The organism is Teredinibacter turnerae T7901, from assembly GCF_000023025.1.
GTDB classification, from domain to species: domain Bacteria; phylum Pseudomonadota; class Gammaproteobacteria; order Pseudomonadales; family Cellvibrionaceae; genus Teredinibacter; species Teredinibacter turnerae_B.
Map to the genome: position 1 here is coordinate 2,446,237 of NC_012997.1, position 19,691 is coordinate 2,465,927.

Below are 19,691 nucleotides of genomic sequence, written 5' to 3' on the forward strand. Positions count from 1 at the left end.
AAATGGTTAGCTATAGTCCTCAACATTCTCAATTGCTGGAATATATTCAGTCTGGTCGAATTGGGCTGAACCTTTTAAAAACCACATTAACCGTAGTTGTGGACGAGGGGTTCGATTTTGAAAAATTTGCCCTGCTGGTAAAAGATGATTTTTCAAAACACTTTTTAAGTAAAGCCTATTTTTCCCAATTGATGAAGGCGTTAGGTGTTGAGATATCTGAAAGCTGGTTCGTGAAAAATGATGTGCAGAATGGAAAGCTGAGCCTTAATGTGTCCGCTGGAGAGTGCCTGGGCTTAAGTATAGAGAAAGCTGAAAACAAAAAAACACTATGCATTGAAACGCAAATTACAATAAGTGTGAGCAGTGTGTTTGCAGATTTAGCCTTGTTAGAACATTGTCTTATGCAATGGTTGAACTACGAGAGCCTTGGCTCATCTATCGCCCCTGAACAAATAAGTAATTATCTCAATGAGTCGCTTGAAGACCTTGAAGGTCAAGTGTATTGGAATGGCGAATCGGGAAATTTGGATGTTATAGGTATTTCATCACTAACATGTGCTGCTTTTGACCAAAAAATAAAGGCCGTCGATAAGAAGTCGTTAATATTGTCCCAAGAGAAAATAAAGAATATCCAATGTTTTTCTGTTTATCACGGCATTAATGTAGAGTCTCTATTATGCTTTGCTTGGAATGAAGCTCTGTCTAGGTTGTTTTACGGCCAAAATATATATCTAGGGTATATGGTTTCGGGACGAGAAGAGGAAGAACTAGAAGACATTATTTTTCCTTTGTCAAGGCCAGTCTACTTGAGTGTAAATTCAAAAAAAACTCAAGATCTACACTTTGATTTACAAAAACTGCAGGATGTGTTGATTAAAAATATAGATTTTGCGGATACATATAGCATCGAAAAATATTCAGAAAAACCAGGTTACTTTCCTTTTGGTTATTCTTATCGTCAAAATGAACAGTCTATACTAGAGGTGGTTGACGCGAATAGCTTCACCGCGCCTAGTATTATGAATTTGGCAGTTTATGAGGATTCCAGTGGCATACAATGTCAAATAGAGTATTCCTCTTCTCACCTCAAGGGTGAGGAGCTCGCATACGTTACTGCATTATTCGATTCGATTTTGTCGCTTTATTGTCAAGGTCCAGAACTGAGCTACAGTAGTATTGAAAATATAACTTATGGTGTCTCTCAAGAACACTTATTTCGCCGCGCAAGTTCTGTAACCCCTTTTGCTAGCAATACAATAGTTGATTTGTATTATTCTAATTATGCTGATGACAATAATACTATTGCCTATCGCAGTGAACAGTGCCAGTTGACAACATTGGAATTAGAGGAAAAGAGCAATAAGCTTGCCCATTTTCTATTAGACGTTGATTTGCCTCGTGAATCGGTAGTGGGAGTTCTTTTATCACCCTCTACAAGCCAGATCATTAGCCTGCTAGGCATTATGAAAGCGTCCTTGGCTTATCTCCCAATAGACCCGAGTACACCGGAGTCGAGAGTGGCGGATATGCTTTCTACCGGTGCTTGTGATTTTTTAATCACAAGTCAAGATAGTATGCTGGAAGTGGAAAACCTTCAATGTGAAAAACTGTTCATAGATCGAGATTGGTACGAAATTGAAGGGTACCAAGATACACGCCCCCAGGTATCCATCTTGGGTAAGCAATTAGCCTATGTCATATTTACTTCCGGATCTACTGGTAGACCTAAAGGAGTGGGTGTTCCCCACGAGGCTATTGCTAATTATCTCCAAAGCATCGAAAAACGGTTTACTTTGGAAGATGCACAAGAATTTCTGGCGTTTAGCTCGAGTGCTGCGGATTTGGGCTATACGGCGACCTTTGCGGCTTTATGCTACGGTAAAACAATACGTAGTTTCACTAAAGAGGAATCGTTAGACAGTTCATTGATTTCACGTAGCTTGGCAAGCAATCCTGTGAGCCTACTCAAAACCATTCCTTCATTTTTACACGCGTTAGTCCATTCAAAAAACACTCATATTTATCCTAAAAGCGTACTCATTTTTGGCGGGGAAAAATTGACCCCGGACATCATCGATAGTCTTAAACAAAAAGGACCGCTGCCCAAACTGTTTAATCATTATGGCCCCACTGAAACCGCCGTTGGTGTACTAGTGCACAGCTATGATATACATCGCGTCTACAATGAGATTCCTATTGGCAGCGTGCTGGATAATAATGATGTTTACATCCTAGATAACACTCTCCAACCATTACCGATTGGAATCGAGGGCGACATTTATATCGGGGGTAAAAATCTGGCTCGTGGATATATTAACGATCCAGGGGGCACCGCCAGGGCCTTTCTACCCAATCCTTTTAAATCAGGTGAAAGATTATATAAAACGGGTGATCGAGGTGTTGCCAATAGCGCTGGAGAAATTCTTTTTCGTGGCAGAGTTGATGAGCAGGTAAAAATCAGGGGTTATCGCGTCGAGCTTGATGAAATATCGTCATTGGTCACGCAGTCTAGACTTTTTCGTGAACATGCGGTGATATACAGCAAAAACACCGGAATATGTGTTGCTATTGTTGAAAACATTGCTGGCGGTGTTGTTGCAGCTAACCATAGCTGCATCGAAAAACTGGCTGCTATTCTTAAAGAAAGATTGCCTGATTATATGTTCCCTTCCGTTATTCAACGCGTGGAAAACATACCCCGATTAGCTAATAATAAGATTGATAAAAAATCCCTTCTTTTGGTTGTAGAGGGTAATAAGTCAATTCAAACGCTAGGCCCAACAACACCAGAACAGACGGTGTTGTACGATATATATTTGGATGTTTTTGGAAAAAATGAAATAAGTATCATAGATAATTTTTTTCATTTAGGTGGCGACTCAATTATTGCGATCCAAATTGTTAGTCGGGCGAAAGATGCAGGCCTTTCAATTGATTTAAGAAATATATTTGAAAAGCAAACAATCCTAGAAATAGCGAAAACAATTAAAATTGAACCGGCCGCAAAGTCGCGGGAGAGTTCATATGGCAGTTTTGATCTTAGCCCGGTAGCATTGAAGTTTTTTGCGGATAATCCTCGTGATAGGCATCATTATAATCATTCTTTTATTTTTAGGATAAATGGATCATATTCCGAAGCCTTTTTGTCTAAGGTTTTTAAAGCAATTGGCGATCATCATGATGTTCTACGAAGCCGCTTCATAAAAAGTGGGACGGTTTGGAAGCAATATATTACTCCAGAGTCATCTCTATTTTTTAGCTGTGTAGAGTTTGAGAAAGGCGCCCGTAGTGAGCGAGAAGCAGTGCTAGCCTTTGCCTCAGAAAGACAAAGCGAATTTGTTCTTGAGCAAGGGGGGTTGTTCAGAGTTTGGAATGTTAAATTTCCACAAACCAGTTATTTGTTGGTCGTAGCGCACCATTTATTAGTTGATGGTGTCTCCTGGCGCATTTTTCTCAAGGATATATCAACACTTTTTGGTCTGGCCTCTGAGGAGCCTGGCGAAATAGATCTATTGCAGGCATTAGGCGAAAAAACAATTGCGTATCGTCACTGGGCTATTGATAAATATAAACAGCTAAGTTCTTTAGAAAAAAGCGAGTTAGAATTCTGGAAAAAACACCTGAGTCACAGTAAAACATCAGAAAATCAGTCTTTGTCTACGACGTTTGGTGACATTTCTTCGATCAACTTTAGTCTGAGCCCTAGTTTTGATTTGTCGTTGTGCACTCGTGCAGCAAAAAAACTTAATCTAAGTGTAGAGGAAATCCTATTGGCTATAGTTCTGTTCTCCTACAGGGAGATAGCGCGTAGCCAGAATATTCGGGTGTTAATGGAAGGACACGGCAGGGAAGGGGATTTCGATTTATCTAAAACAATGGGTTGGTTCACTAAGCTATTTCCCTTGGTTTTTTCCCTTGAGCAACACGCTCTACTGCCCACGTTGCAAGATATCAAAGCACAGCTTACACCGATAAAAGATAAACTTGGATATGGCAGTCTTCGTTACATGCATCCTGATGGCGCTATCAGAGAGGAACTAGACTGCCCTGTAGATCTAGTATTCTGCTACCTCGGAATAACGGATTCAGGCATAGATGGACTCTCTAATCTAGAAATATGCGATTGGCAGGTGGAAAATACTCGCAGCCCAAACACGTTTATGCACGGACCTATCACCATTAATATTGGTGCAAGTGAACGGGGGTTTGAGGCAGTATGTCTATATAATAAGCACCTATATGATGAAAAGACTATTAACGGCTTCCTTGATTCAACCCATCAAGTCTGTGAAAAAATATGCGAATTAGTGATACAAGCAAATCACACCTTCCTAAATCTCTGTGATTTTCCCTTATTAAAATGCAATCAAAATCAGTTTCAACAGCTACTGTCACACGAAGACCTGGCTGTAGATCTAGACAATATACAAAATATATATCCCGTTGCACAAAATCAATTAGGCATGCTTTATCACAGTCTCGCGGAAACGTCGTCTGATGCCTATGTTATTCAGTCAGTAATGCATATCAACGAAGCGATCGACGTGAAAGCTTTTAAATATGCTTGGAACCAGATTACCCAGCGTTTCGATATATTTAGAACTCGATTTGTTGGCATGTTTACGGAATGTCCAGTCCAAGTTGTAAATAAGAGGGTAGTGACTCCATTCGAGTTTAGTGACAGTGCCGGGATAGATGAGCTTGATTCTCAAGCGTATATCGAAAAATTATGTAAGGACGAGCTTCGTACGAAATTCACTTCGAAAGATCCAAGCTGGATGCGCTTAAAATTGGTAAAAATTGATATAAATGAGTATATTTTTATCTGGACCTTACATCATGCCATAATAGATGGTTGGTCTAAATCAGTGGTGATGTCTGAATGGAAGAATTTATATCTAAATGCGTTAGCTGGCGAAAGTCCCAATCAGGTTTCTCGCAAGCAATACTCAGACTATATTCGTATTACTGAGCAGTCAAATATTGATGTCGCTAGCGCCTATTGGTCTAGCTACTTAGCTATCGACAATATACACGATGCAGGGAAAATCCCTCAAGATGAAACTATTGCTTATTGCGGTAAGCCAAAAAGCGCGGAGTGCTATCGGCTTTTAGACCCTATTCTAGTGGACAAGTTAACCCGCGCGAGCGGTAACTATAAGGTCACCCTTAACATTATATTCCAAGTAGCCTGGGGCCTTCTGCTTTGTCGTTACAATCAGTCGGAGCACGCCGTTTTCGGTAGCGTAACCTCTGGACGAAACCATCTTTCTAGTGATGATTTGGATATCGTTGGACCTCTTGTTAATACAGTTCCCGTAGTATTTCGTGCGAATAGAGCTGATACTTTTGCTGATCTGCTGGCTCAAACTATGAAGAACCAGCAACAAAGTTCGGCATATGATTACTTATCTTTAACAGAAATAAGTCGTTTGGCAAATATAGGCGTGGGAGAAACTCTTTTTGAGAGCCTATTAAATTTTGATAACTACCCATCTTTAGGGAACAGCGCATCAGATGTTATTCAGTTGAAAGATTATGTATCACTGAATCATTATCCACTAACGCTTGTATTTGTGCCGAATAGGCAAATTATCTTGAAATATGATAGCAAGCGTGTTTCATCACTATTTGCGGAGAATTTGCTGGATAACTTTCTATCCTTACTTAATAGATCTATTAGTGACTGTGATTTGAGGGTAGGAGAACTGCTCTCTTTTGGTAATAGAATACCTTTGAAGGACTCAAGTGCCGTTAATGAATTCAGCCCTGATTTTAAAAATTTAATTTCTCTTTACTATCATAATTTACCTGAGGACATGACAGAGCTTGCGGTGAGCAGTCGCGCAGGCGTTATTAATTACCGAGAATTTGAAAGCGCAACAAATAAAATCGCTAGGTTAATAATGGAGGTAACTACAGGTGAGCAAGCTAGTATCGGTGTGTATTTTAACGCCTGTGTTGAACAAATAATTGCTATTTTCTCTGTTTTAAAAGTCGGTGCAACGTTTATCGCCATTGACCCTCAAGCCCCTTTTAAACGGAATAACGCGGCTATCGAAGCTGCAAATTGCCAAGTGATATTGAGTGAATCTAGCCATTTGGAAGAACTCAGTGACTTTACAGCCGAGCTGATTTTGCTGGATCGTGATAAGCATGAATATCAAGAGTTAGATGATAGCCCACTTGAACACTTTGTTGGAGATTTGGTACCCGCCTATCTGGTCTTCACTTCCGGGTCGACAGGCGTGCCCAAAGGTGTGGTGGTCTCTCATAAGGCGATCAGTAACTATGTGGTAGCAATGGAAGATTTAACACGCATGCCACGAAATGCCATATATGGCTCTTTTGCGTCTGTAGCGACAGATCTAGGGTATACAACCCTATTTGGAGCACTGTGTTTTGGTCGGCAATTACGGGTGTTTAATCAAGAGATATTACTTTCTCCCTATGAACTACTAATAGAGCTAAAAACCTCACAAGTTGATTGCTTAAAGGTTGTACCATCCTACCTCTCTACAATTATCAATTTTGGTGTCGATGTTTTGCCAAAACGTCTGCTCATTCTGGGCGGGGAGATACTAACTGGTGCTCTCGTTCAAGAAATCAGATCACTAGGTTGGCAGGGTAGAGTTCTGAACCATTATGGCCCCACTGAAACAACAGTAGGGGTTCTCGCTCATGAAATTAAAATAGAGGGATATCCGCGAATTTACCCCGTAGGTGCGCCGCTAAAAAGTAATCGCGTCGCGATTCTTGATAGTCATGGCAATGAAGTACCGTTTGGTTGTGTAGGGGAGATCGCTATTGCAGGTAGTAATTTGGCAAATGGGTACTTAAGCCAACCTCAAGCTACTGCAAGTCAATTCATTCCCGATTTTGTTGGTAACTCTTCCCAAAGAATGTACTTAACAGGAGATAAGGGGTATATCAACTCTGATTGCCAGGTCGTGTGTTTAGGTAGAGGGGATGGTCAAATAAAAATAAATGGATATAGAGTTGAATTGGGTGAGATCGAAGCGCGTATCCGCGGTCTCACTGGTACCGATGCTGCCTGTGTATATGAAAAGAATAGGGGAATCCTTGCTTATGTAGCCTTCGAAAAGTCTATTGACCATCTCTCAAATTCTTTGGCAGATGTCTTGCCATCTATCATGCTGCCATGTCAATACATTAAGGTAAAAGAGATTCCCAGAAAATCTAATGGAAAAATAGACAAATCAAAACTCGATCATATAAGGATGATTGCGCCAAGCGAAAAAAAATATATCAGACCAGAAACGGAGATTGAAGTCTCACTGGTAAATATAATTTCCGAATTGGCTAGCGTTAACCCTCAAGATATAAGTTTAGCGGATTCTCTTCATAGTCTCGATATCCATTCTTTGTTAGCTATACGTCTCATTGGGAAAATAGAGCAGCTGTACTCCGTTAAAATTCCGGTAAAGATGCTTTACGGCGCTGCGAACCTCAAGACGTTAGCGCAGCAATTGGAACGCGCCCAGAACATTGATTCGAAAATGACAGTGGATGAAGTTAAGTCGAGTATGCAAAGTGGTGCGTTGCTACCAACTGTACTACAGCAGTGGTATTTAGATACCCTGGAAGAAAGGCGAAATGATGCCGTATCATGGGTTAATGTTTACGAATTGAGTTTATCTGCTCGAGTAGAGAAGGCACATATAAAGCTGGCAATTGAGACCTTAATTGCGTATCACGATGGACTAAGAAGCACGTTTTACCCTCTGCAACCCCCTGTTCGGGACGGCTTTCTATATAGGACCTGGGGAGCGAATGTTGATAATAAAATACCCAATAAAATGATCACGGATCTGTCAATAAGGGAAGCGCAATATGCTAGGGTTCTTGAAGAAATCTCGCATGCCTATATGGAAATCAGTGAAGTAAAAGGTAATCTAAATCACTGGATTTTAATCGAAGAAAAAGATGAATTTAAACTAATAATTCTGATTCATCATTTGGTTCACGATCGCCCATCTATATACATTCTCTTAAGACAATTATATCTAGTGCTAGACGATTTAGCCTCAGGGCGAGAGGTATTGCTGGAAGCCAAATCGGACAGTATATTTGATATATCTAAAAAATGGGGTGAGCTGTTTGCAGAAGGGGCTGGATTGCAAAAATCAATATCCTTTTGGAGGAATCATTCCTGGAAGGATATCAAACCCATACCGAAAAATCTAAGCAAAGAAACCTCCATCAATCCAGATGAAGAGATAATCGTTGAATGTGATATTTCCCTGCAAAAAACTGAGTGCCTGATGAATGAAGTGGCGACCTCGTTAAATACATCCCTCCTGAATATAGTTGTTTGGTCTATTGCCCGTGCCGTTGCCGGTCAATTTGATATTCAAACTATTTTTACATCCGTTGTTTCGGATGGAAGGGACCGTATAGAGTTTAAGAATTTTAATTTACAAAATACAATCGGGTGGTTTACTGAAGAACAGAAATATTTTCTGAATTTAGCTTCTGTTTCGGATATCGTTGAGGATGTAAAATGCTTATCGGACCAATTGGTTTCCGGGAAGCTCGAAAGTACTCGGTTTGATACTGTGAGAACATATCTGAAAGATCTGCCAAGCAGGGACGCCTTAAGTGTATTGAAAATAAATTTCAGAGGTTTTCAATCAGATTTCATCGAAAATAAATACTTCCATCTTTCACAAGACGGCTATTTGGCGAAAATAGCGAGCGCGCATAAAAAACAAGGCGCTTTAAATTCTTTGCTTACATTGAACGCTATTATTATAAAGGGTAAGCTCAGCGTGGGGCTTAGTTATTCCGATAAGGATTTTAACAAGGGCGTAGTAAAAGAGATCTTGAGTAGTTTCGAAAATAATATTAACAAGCTTTTATCTGGTGCGCCTGAGGTTAGGAGTCAATATTCAGGGTTTAGACAGTTGGAAAAGGCTTAGTCTCGTAATTTTTGGGAGAGAATAATGGAAGCAATAAACTTATCAAACCTGCATGAAAAAAACTCGCGATTTAGAATAATTGCGGGTGCTGAGGATCGCCTTATCGACTTCGTTTACGCTGTCGACTCGCTTGATGCTTTTGATTTGTCAGCTGATGAGAAAGAAGTGAGTGGGTATCGCACAAAAGCGATCACTACTGAATATGTAAAGGCGCTTTACGTTGAGTTTGAAGATAAAACTGCTTTGATTATTGCGGCACAAGACAATGATATCATGCAAAACTACGACGTATTTAACCAATCTATCGCTGTAGTGGTCAATAATCAAATTCGGGACGAGGGTAAGAAAAATGGTATCCGTTTATTGGCTGAGTGTGACCATGAAACGTTTTGTTCGATATGTGTTGCCCATACATGGGCAATAGCGCTTGTTAATTCTATTGAGCTAGATGATGCTTTTGCGATCCAAGCACAAAATTCCTTCAAGCATCTGCTGAGTAACCACAAAACTATTGTAGGTGGAAATCCATTTCCAGCCTCTAAGCATCTTGAATATTTTTCTTGGATATATTATGTAGAACTTCGTGCAATACGTGAAATATTTGAAATGACTAATAAAGTTAAACTGCACGATGTGGCGACAAATTCTGCTCATTTTCCTCTTTTGATAAATTGCCTTGACGAAGAACAGCTTTTTGATCTTCAGTTTACAGAAATAATATGCTCCGATATTCACCCAGAGTATGGTCAACAAAGTATTGATAACATACTTTCGTGCTTTCCGGAAAAGGGTAGACGGCTTGATTTAATTAAACTTGATCTAACTCAGGACAATAAGTTGCTAGAGCAAGCCGATGTTATCATCGCTAATGATATTCTCGAACATTTTCATGAAGAGGAGTCATTTGATGTGCTTTGTAAGCTTTGGGCAAGAACAAAAGATTTGCTGCTCATTCATGTTCCTTTCGAGGAAATTCCAACGAAGGCCTATGGACATTTGACATCTTTTAACAAAGAAAAATTAAACCAATGGGCTAGCAAACTACACGGCTGTGAAAATATTACTGATAAATATGCTCATGTAGCGAGCGAAAGCTATGACCCCTGCTTTATCGACAACTTCCTATTTTTAAAAAGATATCGTTAATGTGGTTTGTAAGCGTTAAGTTGGTATCGATGAGGAGTAAGCCGTGAAGCAAGACGATAATTGGAGCGCTTCCGAACATCCACTTTATGGTGAAAACAAAAGCGAACGCCATTTAATGGATGTCGGTCAAGAGATCAAAAAAAACGAAAGATATTGGAAACATTATCTATTGGATATTCCGGATATTCATAACCTTTCGTTAGATGGCGCGCGCACAGGTAAGATCAAATCGCAATACGCTTCAATACAATGTTCAATTAATAAACGGTTAACTAGACTTATTAACATTGCTTGCGATCATTACAATGTAAACGCTCTCATTTATTTAGAGACTGTGTTTTCTATTCTTATAGCTAGATTTTCAAGCTCGAAGGATATTGTTGTTGGAGCGAGGGATGTAAACAAATTCGATAAGATTAACAGCGAACAGAGTATGGGTTTCATTCCTTTGCGAAGCCAATTCTCGTCAGAGTTAACCTTTGAAGAATTGTTGCTGGACTCGCAGTCGTCATACTTGCGCTCGTTGTCTCATATCCGAATTCCACTCAATAGCTTGCTACAGGTAACAGAAACGTCCGACACTTTGCACGCTCATCCGGTTTTTCAGGTGGGCATATCATATGTCACTGTGAAAGAACATGATGTTTCTCTAAATAATAGTCGCGGAGTGCAACTCTCATATGACAATGATTGCCTGTCACTTGATATACTTCTCACAATTTATAACAAGCAAGATGTTCTACAATGTGAATGGCATTTTGATGCACAATTGTTTAATGAAAGTACTGTCAAGAGAAAAGCAGAGAGCTTTCTGTTATTGCTTGAGGATAGTCTTTTAGCACCGGAAAAGAATGTCAACAAGCTTAACATTATTCCGGACAATGATTTACGCTTGTTAAAAAAATGGAATAATACAAGTAAGCGTGCTAGCGAACATGAACGCTGTTATGTCTATGAGCTTTTTGAGGAGCAAGCTTCCCTTACCCCGGACAATATAGCGATACTTGACTCCTTTCGGTGTGTAAGCTACCGAGAATTAAATCAACGTAGCAATCAATTAGCACATCACCTTCTAGCGGAAGGTCTTGGTTCTGGTGAGCGAATCGGTATATTTATCGACCAGTCCTTTGAGTATATTGTAGCGATATTATCGGCGTTAAAAACACATTGTACGTATATCCCCATTGATCCCAAATTACCCGAAGAGCGTATTCGCTATCTGTTGAGTGACGCCGAAATTAAATATGTCCTGACGACTGGAAGTGAATCATTATTACCTCTTACGATTCAACAATGTTGTCGTTTTTCTGTAGATGACCGTTTATATCAGCAGTATCCCGAGACGAACGTAGATCTGGAACATAATACCGGATCGGAATTTCCCGCCTATGTAATTTATACCTCTGGATCTACTGGCCTACCAAAAGGTGTGATAGTAACCCATCGATCTTTGTTAAACCTGGCATTTTACAAGCGCGCAACATTTGGTTTAAATTCTAGCGATTGCGTTATACAGTTTGCATCAGTAGGGTTTGATGCGGCGGTATCAGAATGGTTGATGGCGCTTAGTATAGGAGCGAGATTAAGTGTTATCTCACCTGGGAGAAAAATTGACATCGATCAGTTCGCTGATCATATGGCAAACACCGGCGTGACCTGTGCAACCTTACCCCCAATATTTCTCCAAACCTACCCACTTGAACGTCTCAAAAAATTAAAGACACTTATTGTTGCCGGAGAACAATTTCCCCCACAATTGGCAAATAGTATAAGAGAAATGTTGCCCGAGGTCCGGTTGTTTAACGCCTATGGACCTACGGAAGGTACGGTATGCTCAACTTGTTATAAAGTTGAGTCAGAAATGAAAAAATCCGTTCCCATTGGTAAGCCCATAGAAAATGTACAGTGTTTTGTGTTAAATGAATGTAGTAAGATGCAACCTGTTGGCGCGTTTGGAGAGCTATGCATAGCAGGCGAAAATCTCGCTGCGGGATATTCTAATGACACACTTACTAATGATAAATTCACTATTGTTACCATCCAATCGACACAGATATTAATTTATCGTACGGGGGATTTAGTGCGTTGGTTGCCCGACGGTAACTTAGAATATGGAGGTAGGATTGACGATCAAATAAAAATTCATGGGGTGAGAATAGAGCCAAGAGAAATTGAGTATCAATTATCACGCCATGAATTAATAAAAGATTCGTGTGTCGTTAGCAGGTCTATGTCCAAGGCAGAACATGCTCGCGCCCTTGTAGCCTATGTGGTTTTGAATAATCAGAAAACGGTTTTCGATAACGTCTTACAAGATGATATTATTTCATTCTTAAAACAACGGTTGCCAGAATATATGGTTCCCGCTGTAATCACCAACATCCCTCGAATCCCGCAGACGAACAATGGCAAGCTAGATAAACAAAAATTGCCTGATATCTTTGGCGAAGCAATAACTCCGAATACTGATTTTCAAAGACTTCTCTATAACATTTGGAAAGATACTCTAGGGATCACTGGTTTTTCTATTACTGATAATTTTTTTGCCTTGGGTGGAGATTCTATTAAAGCACAAATCTTTCTCATCGCTCTCAATAAGCATGGCTATGAAATACCTCTTGATGAATTTTATCGTAAACCGACGATAGAGGGGTGTGCTGGTATATATAGAGCTGGCGGCGGCCTGCCAGACGTGTACCAAGAGTGCTTAAGATTTAAGGCAACAAATTTACAGAGCAAGATGCTTTTTCAATCTCTCACTAGCCAGCACAAAGCAATTAATATAGAGCAGTTCGCTCTTAAAATAGATTCATATAACAAGCACCAACTGCTCGCCACCTTAGAAAAACTTGCAAGCATTCACAGTTTATTGAGGGCCACGATTTCTATAGCTAAAACAGGTATTTACTTTAGTACAGAAAACACAGCAATAATAGATTGTGGCTTTCTACCGCTCTCAGAAAAATTTGATCTTGATGATGCCATGTCAACCGATGCTGAGTTAGGGTTTGATGTTTTAAAAGGCAGATTAGTAAGAGTAAAGGTTTATTGGTGCAAAACGCACGCATATGCAATTTTCTCATTTCATCACGCAATTATCGACGGGTGGTGTCAGAGCCTGTTTATTCAAGATTTTTGGCGGGTTTATAAAGGGGATGACAAAACCATTCCAAGGTTGATTTCATACGGTGACTATGTGGCGCGCATGAAATCCATTGCGCATAATAAAGAAGATGGTAGTAAAAGATTTTGGAAGGATCATTTGTCGGTTTTCGGGGCCTCTACAGTTTTCGCTGTAGATGATCGTTTTTCTCGCAAAAAATCGGTTGAACCCCGCTATATCACAAAGCTTTTTCGGCCTGATCTCGTTGTGCGATTAAATCAGTTAGCAAAAACACATCTGGTTTCTCTCCATTCTCTGTTTTTATATGCATGGGCGAAATCGCTAAGCGACTTTGAAGAGACTGATTGCGTTGATTTTTTACAAGCGGTTTCGATTAGGCCGACTACCATCAATGCAATTGATAGGTTGTTGGGTCTCTGTATAAATTTAGTGCCCAATCAAATAAAAGTTGGCAAAAAAAATAGCCTCGTTCCAGCAATCAAATCAATCGATCAATCCACCAACAAGCTTGTTCAATATGGGTATGAGGATATAGAAAAAATCCGTCAATATGCCGGGTTGCCCGCACAGTATGAAAGAAAATTATGGTCACTTTTTGTCTATCAAAACTTCCCTTCGTTGCCAGAAAATATATGCTACACACTGGTGAAGTCGCGTTGGTATTCTACACAACCTTTTACCATTATTGTATTTCCCGACGAATTACCACGTATCGAAGTGTCACATAACACAAATTTTATTGATGAAAATGCAGCAGACGGTCTGCTTGAGGATTATATAGAGACGCTCGAGTTTATGTCGAATTTACTTACACTAAACAAGTGAAACATTTTATGGATTTGGGAATATATACTGAGTCTGCAGATATCTATGATGACTTTGAGTTGAGGGGAAAGGGTACCTCTGACATAACAAATCAAAAAATTATAAATATACTAGAAAAAAATTCTGTTAAAACCGTGCTCGATATGAGTTGCGGTACAGGTGCTCAAGCTATCGCGTTGGCTCGTCATGGGTTTGATGTGACTGCTAGTGACTTGAGTCGCGAGATGATAGAAATAACCAAAACAAAATCTAAAGGCTTGGCTATCCAATTCAATGTTGGGGATATGCAGTATTTGGATCTGGGTAAGTTCGATGCTGTAATAAGTATGTTTAACTCTATCGGGCATCTCACGAAAGAGCAGCTGTTTAAAACACTTGTTAATGCTAAAAATAATCTTAGCAAAAACGGATTGCTTATTTTTGATATTTTTAACAGAGATGTTATGCCATTGCTCCCGAGGCATAAGTTTATTGATCAGGCGAGGGAAGAAGGTAATCAATTTTTAATTAGATTTACACAGTTTGATTTTAGCCGCCCTGAGGGGATACTTAACACCAAGCAAACTCTTTTAATTCAAAAAGGTATAGGGAAAACAAAAACTATTAATCGAGAATACGATTTGCTTACGTATAAAAGAAAGGAACTGAAGTTTATGCTTGGCGAGGCCGGATATCACAATGTCCATATTTCGGATCATGGTTTGGCAGATTTTGCGGATTTAGAGAATCCATTAGTAAACATGCTAATGCATTTAGTCGTAGCAGTTAAGCTGGATTAATTAAAGTCTACCCATAAAACAAAAAAATCAATTGCCTGCAGCTAGGTTTTAAAAAAGGGGAGTAGAAAATGAGCAAAACATATTGTACTGCGCCGTTTGTTCATATGAATATAGCAAATGATGGGAATGTGACTCCTTGCTGCACCAGTACTCGCAGTTTTGGTAATTCAAAAAGGCAGTCTCTGAGTGATATTTGGTCCGGCGATCAGATGGAACAGTTTAGAGAAGAAATATTAGGGGGTAAGCAGGTCGAAGGCTGCGAGATATGCTATCAACTTGAAGATTCCGGTGCTGACAGCTTTCGACTTCGCTGGAATCGTAGTTTTATTTTAAAATATATACAGGATCCCAAGCTGCGCTCAGATACACCGCTGTGTATTCATGTGCATTTTTCAAATATATGTAATTTAAAGTGTCGGATGTGCTGGCATGGGTCAAGTAGCTCTTGGTTTAATGATGCAAAAAAACTTAACCTGACTGTCTCTGATAAAGCTTTGATAACCAGTGACGGGGCTCAGCGGATGGTGGATCAGCTGGATCCTTTTATTGATAAGGCGGTGGAATTTTATTTTGCTGGCGGCGAACCGCTTATGATGCATCAACATTACGAACTTTTACAGCGCTTAATTGATCGCGGTCGAACGGATGCCATTATAGGCTATAATTCAAATATGACACTATTGCACTTAAAAGATTGGGATGTTATTGAGCTATGGAAACAGTTTAAATCAGTAAATGTTGCGATTAGTATAGACGAGGTTGATGAACGCACTCCGTATTTAAGGGAAGGGTCCGATTTCGAGACCATTAGAAATAATGCCATGAGGATTAAGAGAGAGGCTCCCAACGTTTATATACGCGTCTCTCCAACAATAACTCTGTTAAATATATTTAATATCACCAATCTTTTAAAGCGTATAGTATCTGAGGGTATTTGTCGCTATGAAGATATAACTTTAAATATTGTTCAAGAGCCTAAGTATTACAATATCAGGCTGTTACCCTTAGCTCATAAAAAAGAAATAGATCGCCGGGTAGCGGCATTTATTAAGGCCGAGAATTTGCCAGCGTTGATGATCAAGTGGTTAAAAGATGTGACGAGTTATATGAATGCAGAAGATTGGTCTCATAGATTAGGGGAGTTTTATGAATTTAACCAAAAAATAGATAGTATTCGAAGTGAATCCTTTGTCGACGTTTTTTCAAATGAAAGCTATATGCTCGAGCTATTTGAGCTAGCGAGTCAGCAAAGCGAGGCTGTGACTTAATAAAACTAATTTTAGATAGCCTGTTACCTGAATAGCGCGGGATAAAGAAATGAGAGTCGCTTTTATCAATATGCCTTTTGCCAATATACAGCGGCCTTCATTAGGCTTGTCTCAACTGGAGGCGGTTGTAAGTCAGTCGGTTGTGGAAAAGATTGACGTATATTATTTTAATCACGAGTTTTGTAAATTGATTGGCACAGATATGTTTGATTTTATCTCTAATCAGTTTACTTCTGGTTTAGGTGACTGGTTGTTCCGCCATATTGCATTTCCCGAACAACCGGACAATAAAACACAATACCTCAATCGTTTTTACCCGCAGAATGATCCGCAAACTCTCGCGTTTAAGAAGGGGTTGCTCCAATTTAGGGAACAAATTGATGCAAAGCTAGATGAACTTATCAATGATAACGGTCTAGACAACTATGACATTGTCGGTTTCTCTTCGATGTTTTCTCAAAATGGCGCTAGTTTTGCGTTGGCTAAAAAACTTAAACAAAGGAGGTCAAGTATATGTGTAGTTATCGGTGGTGCTAATTGCGAGTCTCCAATGGGAGAGGAAATCGCTAAAAATGTTCCGCAAATTGACTTTGTTTTTTCTGGCCCCTCGTTGGTTTCTTTTCCAGAATTCCTAAAGCATTATGCTGAGAGGAACTTGCAATCGTGCAATGCTATTCAAGGGGTTCTTAGCAAAAATAATGTTGATTTTTTAACGAAACAAAATCGGATAGGAAAGGAACGCCCCTTAGATGACTACTTGCCTCTTGATTACACTGATTTTATTAGGCAGTTTGACGAAGCTTTTCCGAAAATAAAAGATTCAAAATTGATACTCTTTGAAACATCACGCGGTTGTTGGTGGGGTGAAAGGGCGCATTGCACCTTCTGTGGTTTAAATAGTCAATCTATGGCTTATAAAACAATGGCGCCAGAAGTCGCCATAGGTCAGTTTGACGATATTTTTAAATATTCTGGTAAATGTAAAAATTTCTCGAGTGTCGATAATATTATCCCGCAAAAATATACCCACAATGTCTTTCCTCACATTAACCCTCCGGATAATGTCAATATATTTTACGAGGTAAAAGCATCTTTGAAAGAGTGGGAGATGGAGCTGCTCTCGAAAAGCAGGGTTAAATTACTTCAGCCAGGGATCGAGGCGCTAGATTCTTCAACGCTCAAATTGATGAAGAAAGGGACATCTTCTTTTACAAATATATCATTTTTAAAAAATTGTGTGTTGTACGATATTTTGCCTATTTGGAACTTGCTTATAGGGTTCCCCGGGGAACAAGAACATGTCTTTATCAAGTATGCGAACGACTTGCCTCTGCTCTCTCATCTGCCTCCACCAGGAGGATGTTATCCTGTTCGTTTTGATCGCTATAGCCCTTATTTTATGAATTCAAAAGAGTATGATTTGTGGTTAAAACCATTCGATTTTTACGAATACCTTTATCCATTTGATAAAAACACCTTGAATAATATGGCGTACTACTTTTACGATAGCAATTACGCTTCACCATATATAAATATGATGTCTCGTTGGATTTCAAAATTAAACGCTATCGTAGCTCGCTGGAATGATAGCTGGAAAAAAGCTAATCTGGATAAGTCTGTAACGAACGAGCTACATCAATATCAACCCGAGCTGTACTTTGTGGATCAAAACACTATTTATGATTCAAGAAATGGTGAAATAAAAAGTTATGAGATTAGTGCAGAGACTCGTGAATTGTTGAATTATCTTGATAAACCCAGGTCCCACGATTGTTTAATTGACAAGTTTTCTAAAGAGCTTAGTCTTGAAAGTGAGCTTGAATTTTTACGATCAAATGGTTTGGTATTTAAAGATGAAAATCGTTTAATCAATTTAGTGTTACCGAGAAAGGGATCTGATTTGGCAGTTCTTATGGCAAGCGCAAAAGAATCACAAGTTGCGTAATGGTTTTGCTTTCATGGTCAGGAAGCTTTTTTTGGTATCGTCTAAATCGTTGTGATATCAAGCTGCTAATAGGCGACGCTTAGTTGCGAGCTGGCACAGTATTTATGCTAATTGCCCTAATTGTTGTTTGTGAAATTGGATTTTGGGTAATGCTGGCGTTAGGCATGTTGGTTCGATACCTGCTACACATGCCTCGCCTAGGAACGCTCTTTTTGTTATGCGTTCCTTTACTAGATTTCATTCTATTTGTAGCGGCAAGCGTTGACTTGCACAAAGGAGCTGAAGCGGAGCTTGCGCATGCTTTATCTGGCATATATTTAGGGCTATCTCTCGTGTATGGCCACAGCGGTATTCGATGGATTGATAACTACGCCGCCTATAGATTCGCAGGTGGGACTAAACCTCTAACTCCTCCTAAACACGGTAGACTCCGGACAATCTATGAATGGAAGCAGTGGCTAAAAGGGTGTCTGGCAGCTTCAATAACGGCAATTTTCTTATATAGCGGGGTGTTGTTCGTTGGCCAAGCAGATAAAACACATGTATTGACGGACTCTATATCAGCTATCCCTTGGGTCATGGCAGGGTGGCTGATATTCTGGCCTGTTTGGTACACTATTCGAGAAGAAACAGGTCCATAAAACGCTTCAACAATGCGCGTACGTCACCTCTGAACGCTTTCCTAAAGCCATACTTCGCTTAGACTAGAAATTATCTATAAAAATCAGTTGCTTACCGTAGTTGCGGGAGTTGTACCTGTTAGCCCTTTTTATCTTTGATGACAAATATATTTGACATAATGTAAAGCAAGGTATACCATTTGTAAGCATAAAGTTACACAAAGATAAATGTAACTAACAGAGTATGTAGGTGTCCGGCTGCTGTAGCAGTCAAATTTTGCTAAGGAGCGAGCTTTCAATGTTGTTTGAATTAACGAATCGAGAAAAAAACCTTTGGGTGACACTGTTCATCGATATCAGCGCAATGGCAATGTATTTTTTTAAGGTGGGGAGTTTGGATAAAGGTTTGTATTCCAGCGCAGGTGATATGACCTCTGTCCTCATTTCTGTCATTAATTATTCAATCCTCGTTTCAATTGTTCTTTATGGGCTGATAGCGTTTCAATCCTCTCGACGAGATCAGCCCGCCGAGGAACCTGCGGATGAGCGTGATTATCAATTCGAAGCTAAAGCAAACAGGTCGGCGCTCTACACCCTCCATACTTGTATCATATGTTTAGTTGGCTACCTGTATTTGGGGTATGTGTCAGAGCATTTTGGATTTCAGGGGGCTTGGGTAGACAATATCACTAAACCCCTAGAGCCCATTATTATTTTACATATTTTATTGGTGGCGGCTTTTATTTCTGACTGTACAAAAGCGCTCGTCCAACTATTCCATTATCGTCGGGGGTACTAATGAGCCCCATCAAAATATCAAATAATATTCGTCGCTTTCGCTTTGAAGCTAGCGAAATGAGTCAAGCTAGTTTAGCTAAAGCTGCCGGAGTTACAAGGCAAACAATTTCTGCTATCGAAGCTAACAAATATTCCCCTTCATTAGAACTGGCTTTCAGAATTGCGCATGTGTTTGGTGTGGGTATAGAAGCAGTTTTTAGTTATGAAATTGATCCGAATTGATTTAGTTGCCATTTATAAGCCA

9 protein-coding genes are annotated in these 19,691 nt (G+C 39.7%); all 9 read left to right on the forward strand.

Annotated features, from left to right (window positions below):
- The first annotated feature begins 2 nt into the window (after positions 1-2).
- Complete coding sequence (locus tag TERTU_RS10145) at positions 3-8,942, forward strand: non-ribosomal peptide synthetase (RefSeq protein ID WP_015817734.1); 8,940 nt, start codon at positions 3-5, stop codon at positions 8,940-8,942.
- 24 nt (positions 8,943-8,966) lie between these two features.
- Positions 8,967-10,088 carry a DEAD/DEAH box helicase family protein gene (locus TERTU_RS10150; protein WP_015817107.1) on the forward strand — a complete coding sequence of 374 codons (1,122 nt, stop codon included), beginning with the start codon at positions 8,967-8,969 and terminating at the stop codon, positions 10,086-10,088.
- 43 nt (positions 10,089-10,131) lie between these two features.
- Positions 10,132-14,037 (forward strand): non-ribosomal peptide synthetase, encoded by a 3,906-nt coding sequence (locus tag TERTU_RS10155; protein WP_012779324.1) that lies wholly within the window; start codon positions 10,132-10,134, stop codon positions 14,035-14,037.
- 8 nt (positions 14,038-14,045) lie between these two features.
- Positions 14,046-14,816, forward strand: coding sequence for a class I SAM-dependent methyltransferase (locus TERTU_RS10160; RefSeq protein WP_015818312.1), 771 nt, complete (start codon positions 14,046-14,048; stop codon positions 14,814-14,816).
- 68 nt (positions 14,817-14,884) lie between these two features.
- The gene (locus TERTU_RS10165; protein ID WP_015817043.1) at positions 14,885-16,084 is read left to right on the forward strand and encodes a twitch domain-containing radical SAM protein; all 1,200 of its coding nucleotides are present in this window, start codon (positions 14,885-14,887) and stop codon (positions 16,082-16,084) included.
- Positions 16,085-16,133: 49 nt separating this feature from the next.
- Positions 16,134-18,029 (forward strand): RiPP maturation radical SAM C-methyltransferase, encoded by a 1,896-nt coding sequence (locus TERTU_RS10170; protein WP_015818630.1) that lies wholly within the window; start codon positions 16,134-16,136, stop codon positions 18,027-18,029.
- Positions 18,030-18,133: 104 nt separating this feature from the next.
- Complete coding sequence (locus TERTU_RS10175; protein WP_041590190.1) at positions 18,134-18,670, forward strand: hypothetical protein; 537 nt, start codon at positions 18,134-18,136, stop codon at positions 18,668-18,670.
- A gap of 277 nt (positions 18,671-18,947) precedes the next feature.
- Positions 18,948-19,448 (forward strand): hypothetical protein, encoded by a 501-nt coding sequence (locus TERTU_RS10180; RefSeq protein ID WP_015818287.1) that lies wholly within the window; start codon positions 18,948-18,950, stop codon positions 19,446-19,448.
- Positions 19,448-19,669: a helix-turn-helix transcriptional regulator gene (locus tag TERTU_RS10185; protein WP_015819762.1), complete on the forward strand. Its 222-nt coding sequence runs from the start codon at positions 19,448-19,450 to the stop codon at positions 19,667-19,669. Before TERTU_RS10180 ends, TERTU_RS10185 begins: the two co-directional genes overlap by 1 nt.
- Positions 19,670-19,691 lie beyond the last annotated feature (22 nt).

Excerpts from the sequence above, each read along its gene's own strand:
- TERTU_RS10145 (WP_015817734.1), top strand. The coding sequence starts at position 3 with ATGGTTAGCTATAGTCCTCAACATTCTCAATTGCTGGAATATATTCAG.
- TERTU_RS10150 (WP_015817107.1), top strand. The coding sequence starts at position 8,967 with ATGGAAGCAATAAACTTATCAAACCTGCATGAAAAAAACTCGCGATTT.
- TERTU_RS10160 (WP_015818312.1), top strand. The coding sequence starts at position 14,046 with ATGGATTTGGGAATATATACTGAGTCTGCAGATATCTATGATGACTTT.
- TERTU_RS10165 (WP_015817043.1), top strand. The coding sequence starts at position 14,885 with ATGAGCAAAACATATTGTACTGCGCCGTTTGTTCATATGAATATAGCA.
- TERTU_RS10170 (WP_015818630.1), top strand. The coding sequence starts at position 16,134 with ATGAGAGTCGCTTTTATCAATATGCCTTTTGCCAATATACAGCGGCCT.
- TERTU_RS10175 (WP_041590190.1), top strand. The coding sequence starts at position 18,134 with ATGCTAATTGCCCTAATTGTTGTTTGTGAAATTGGATTTTGGGTAATG.
- TERTU_RS10180 (WP_015818287.1), top strand. The coding sequence starts at position 18,948 with ATGTTGTTTGAATTAACGAATCGAGAAAAAAACCTTTGGGTGACACTG.
- TERTU_RS10185 (WP_015819762.1), top strand. The coding sequence starts at position 19,448 with ATGAGCCCCATCAAAATATCAAATAATATTCGTCGCTTTCGCTTTGAA.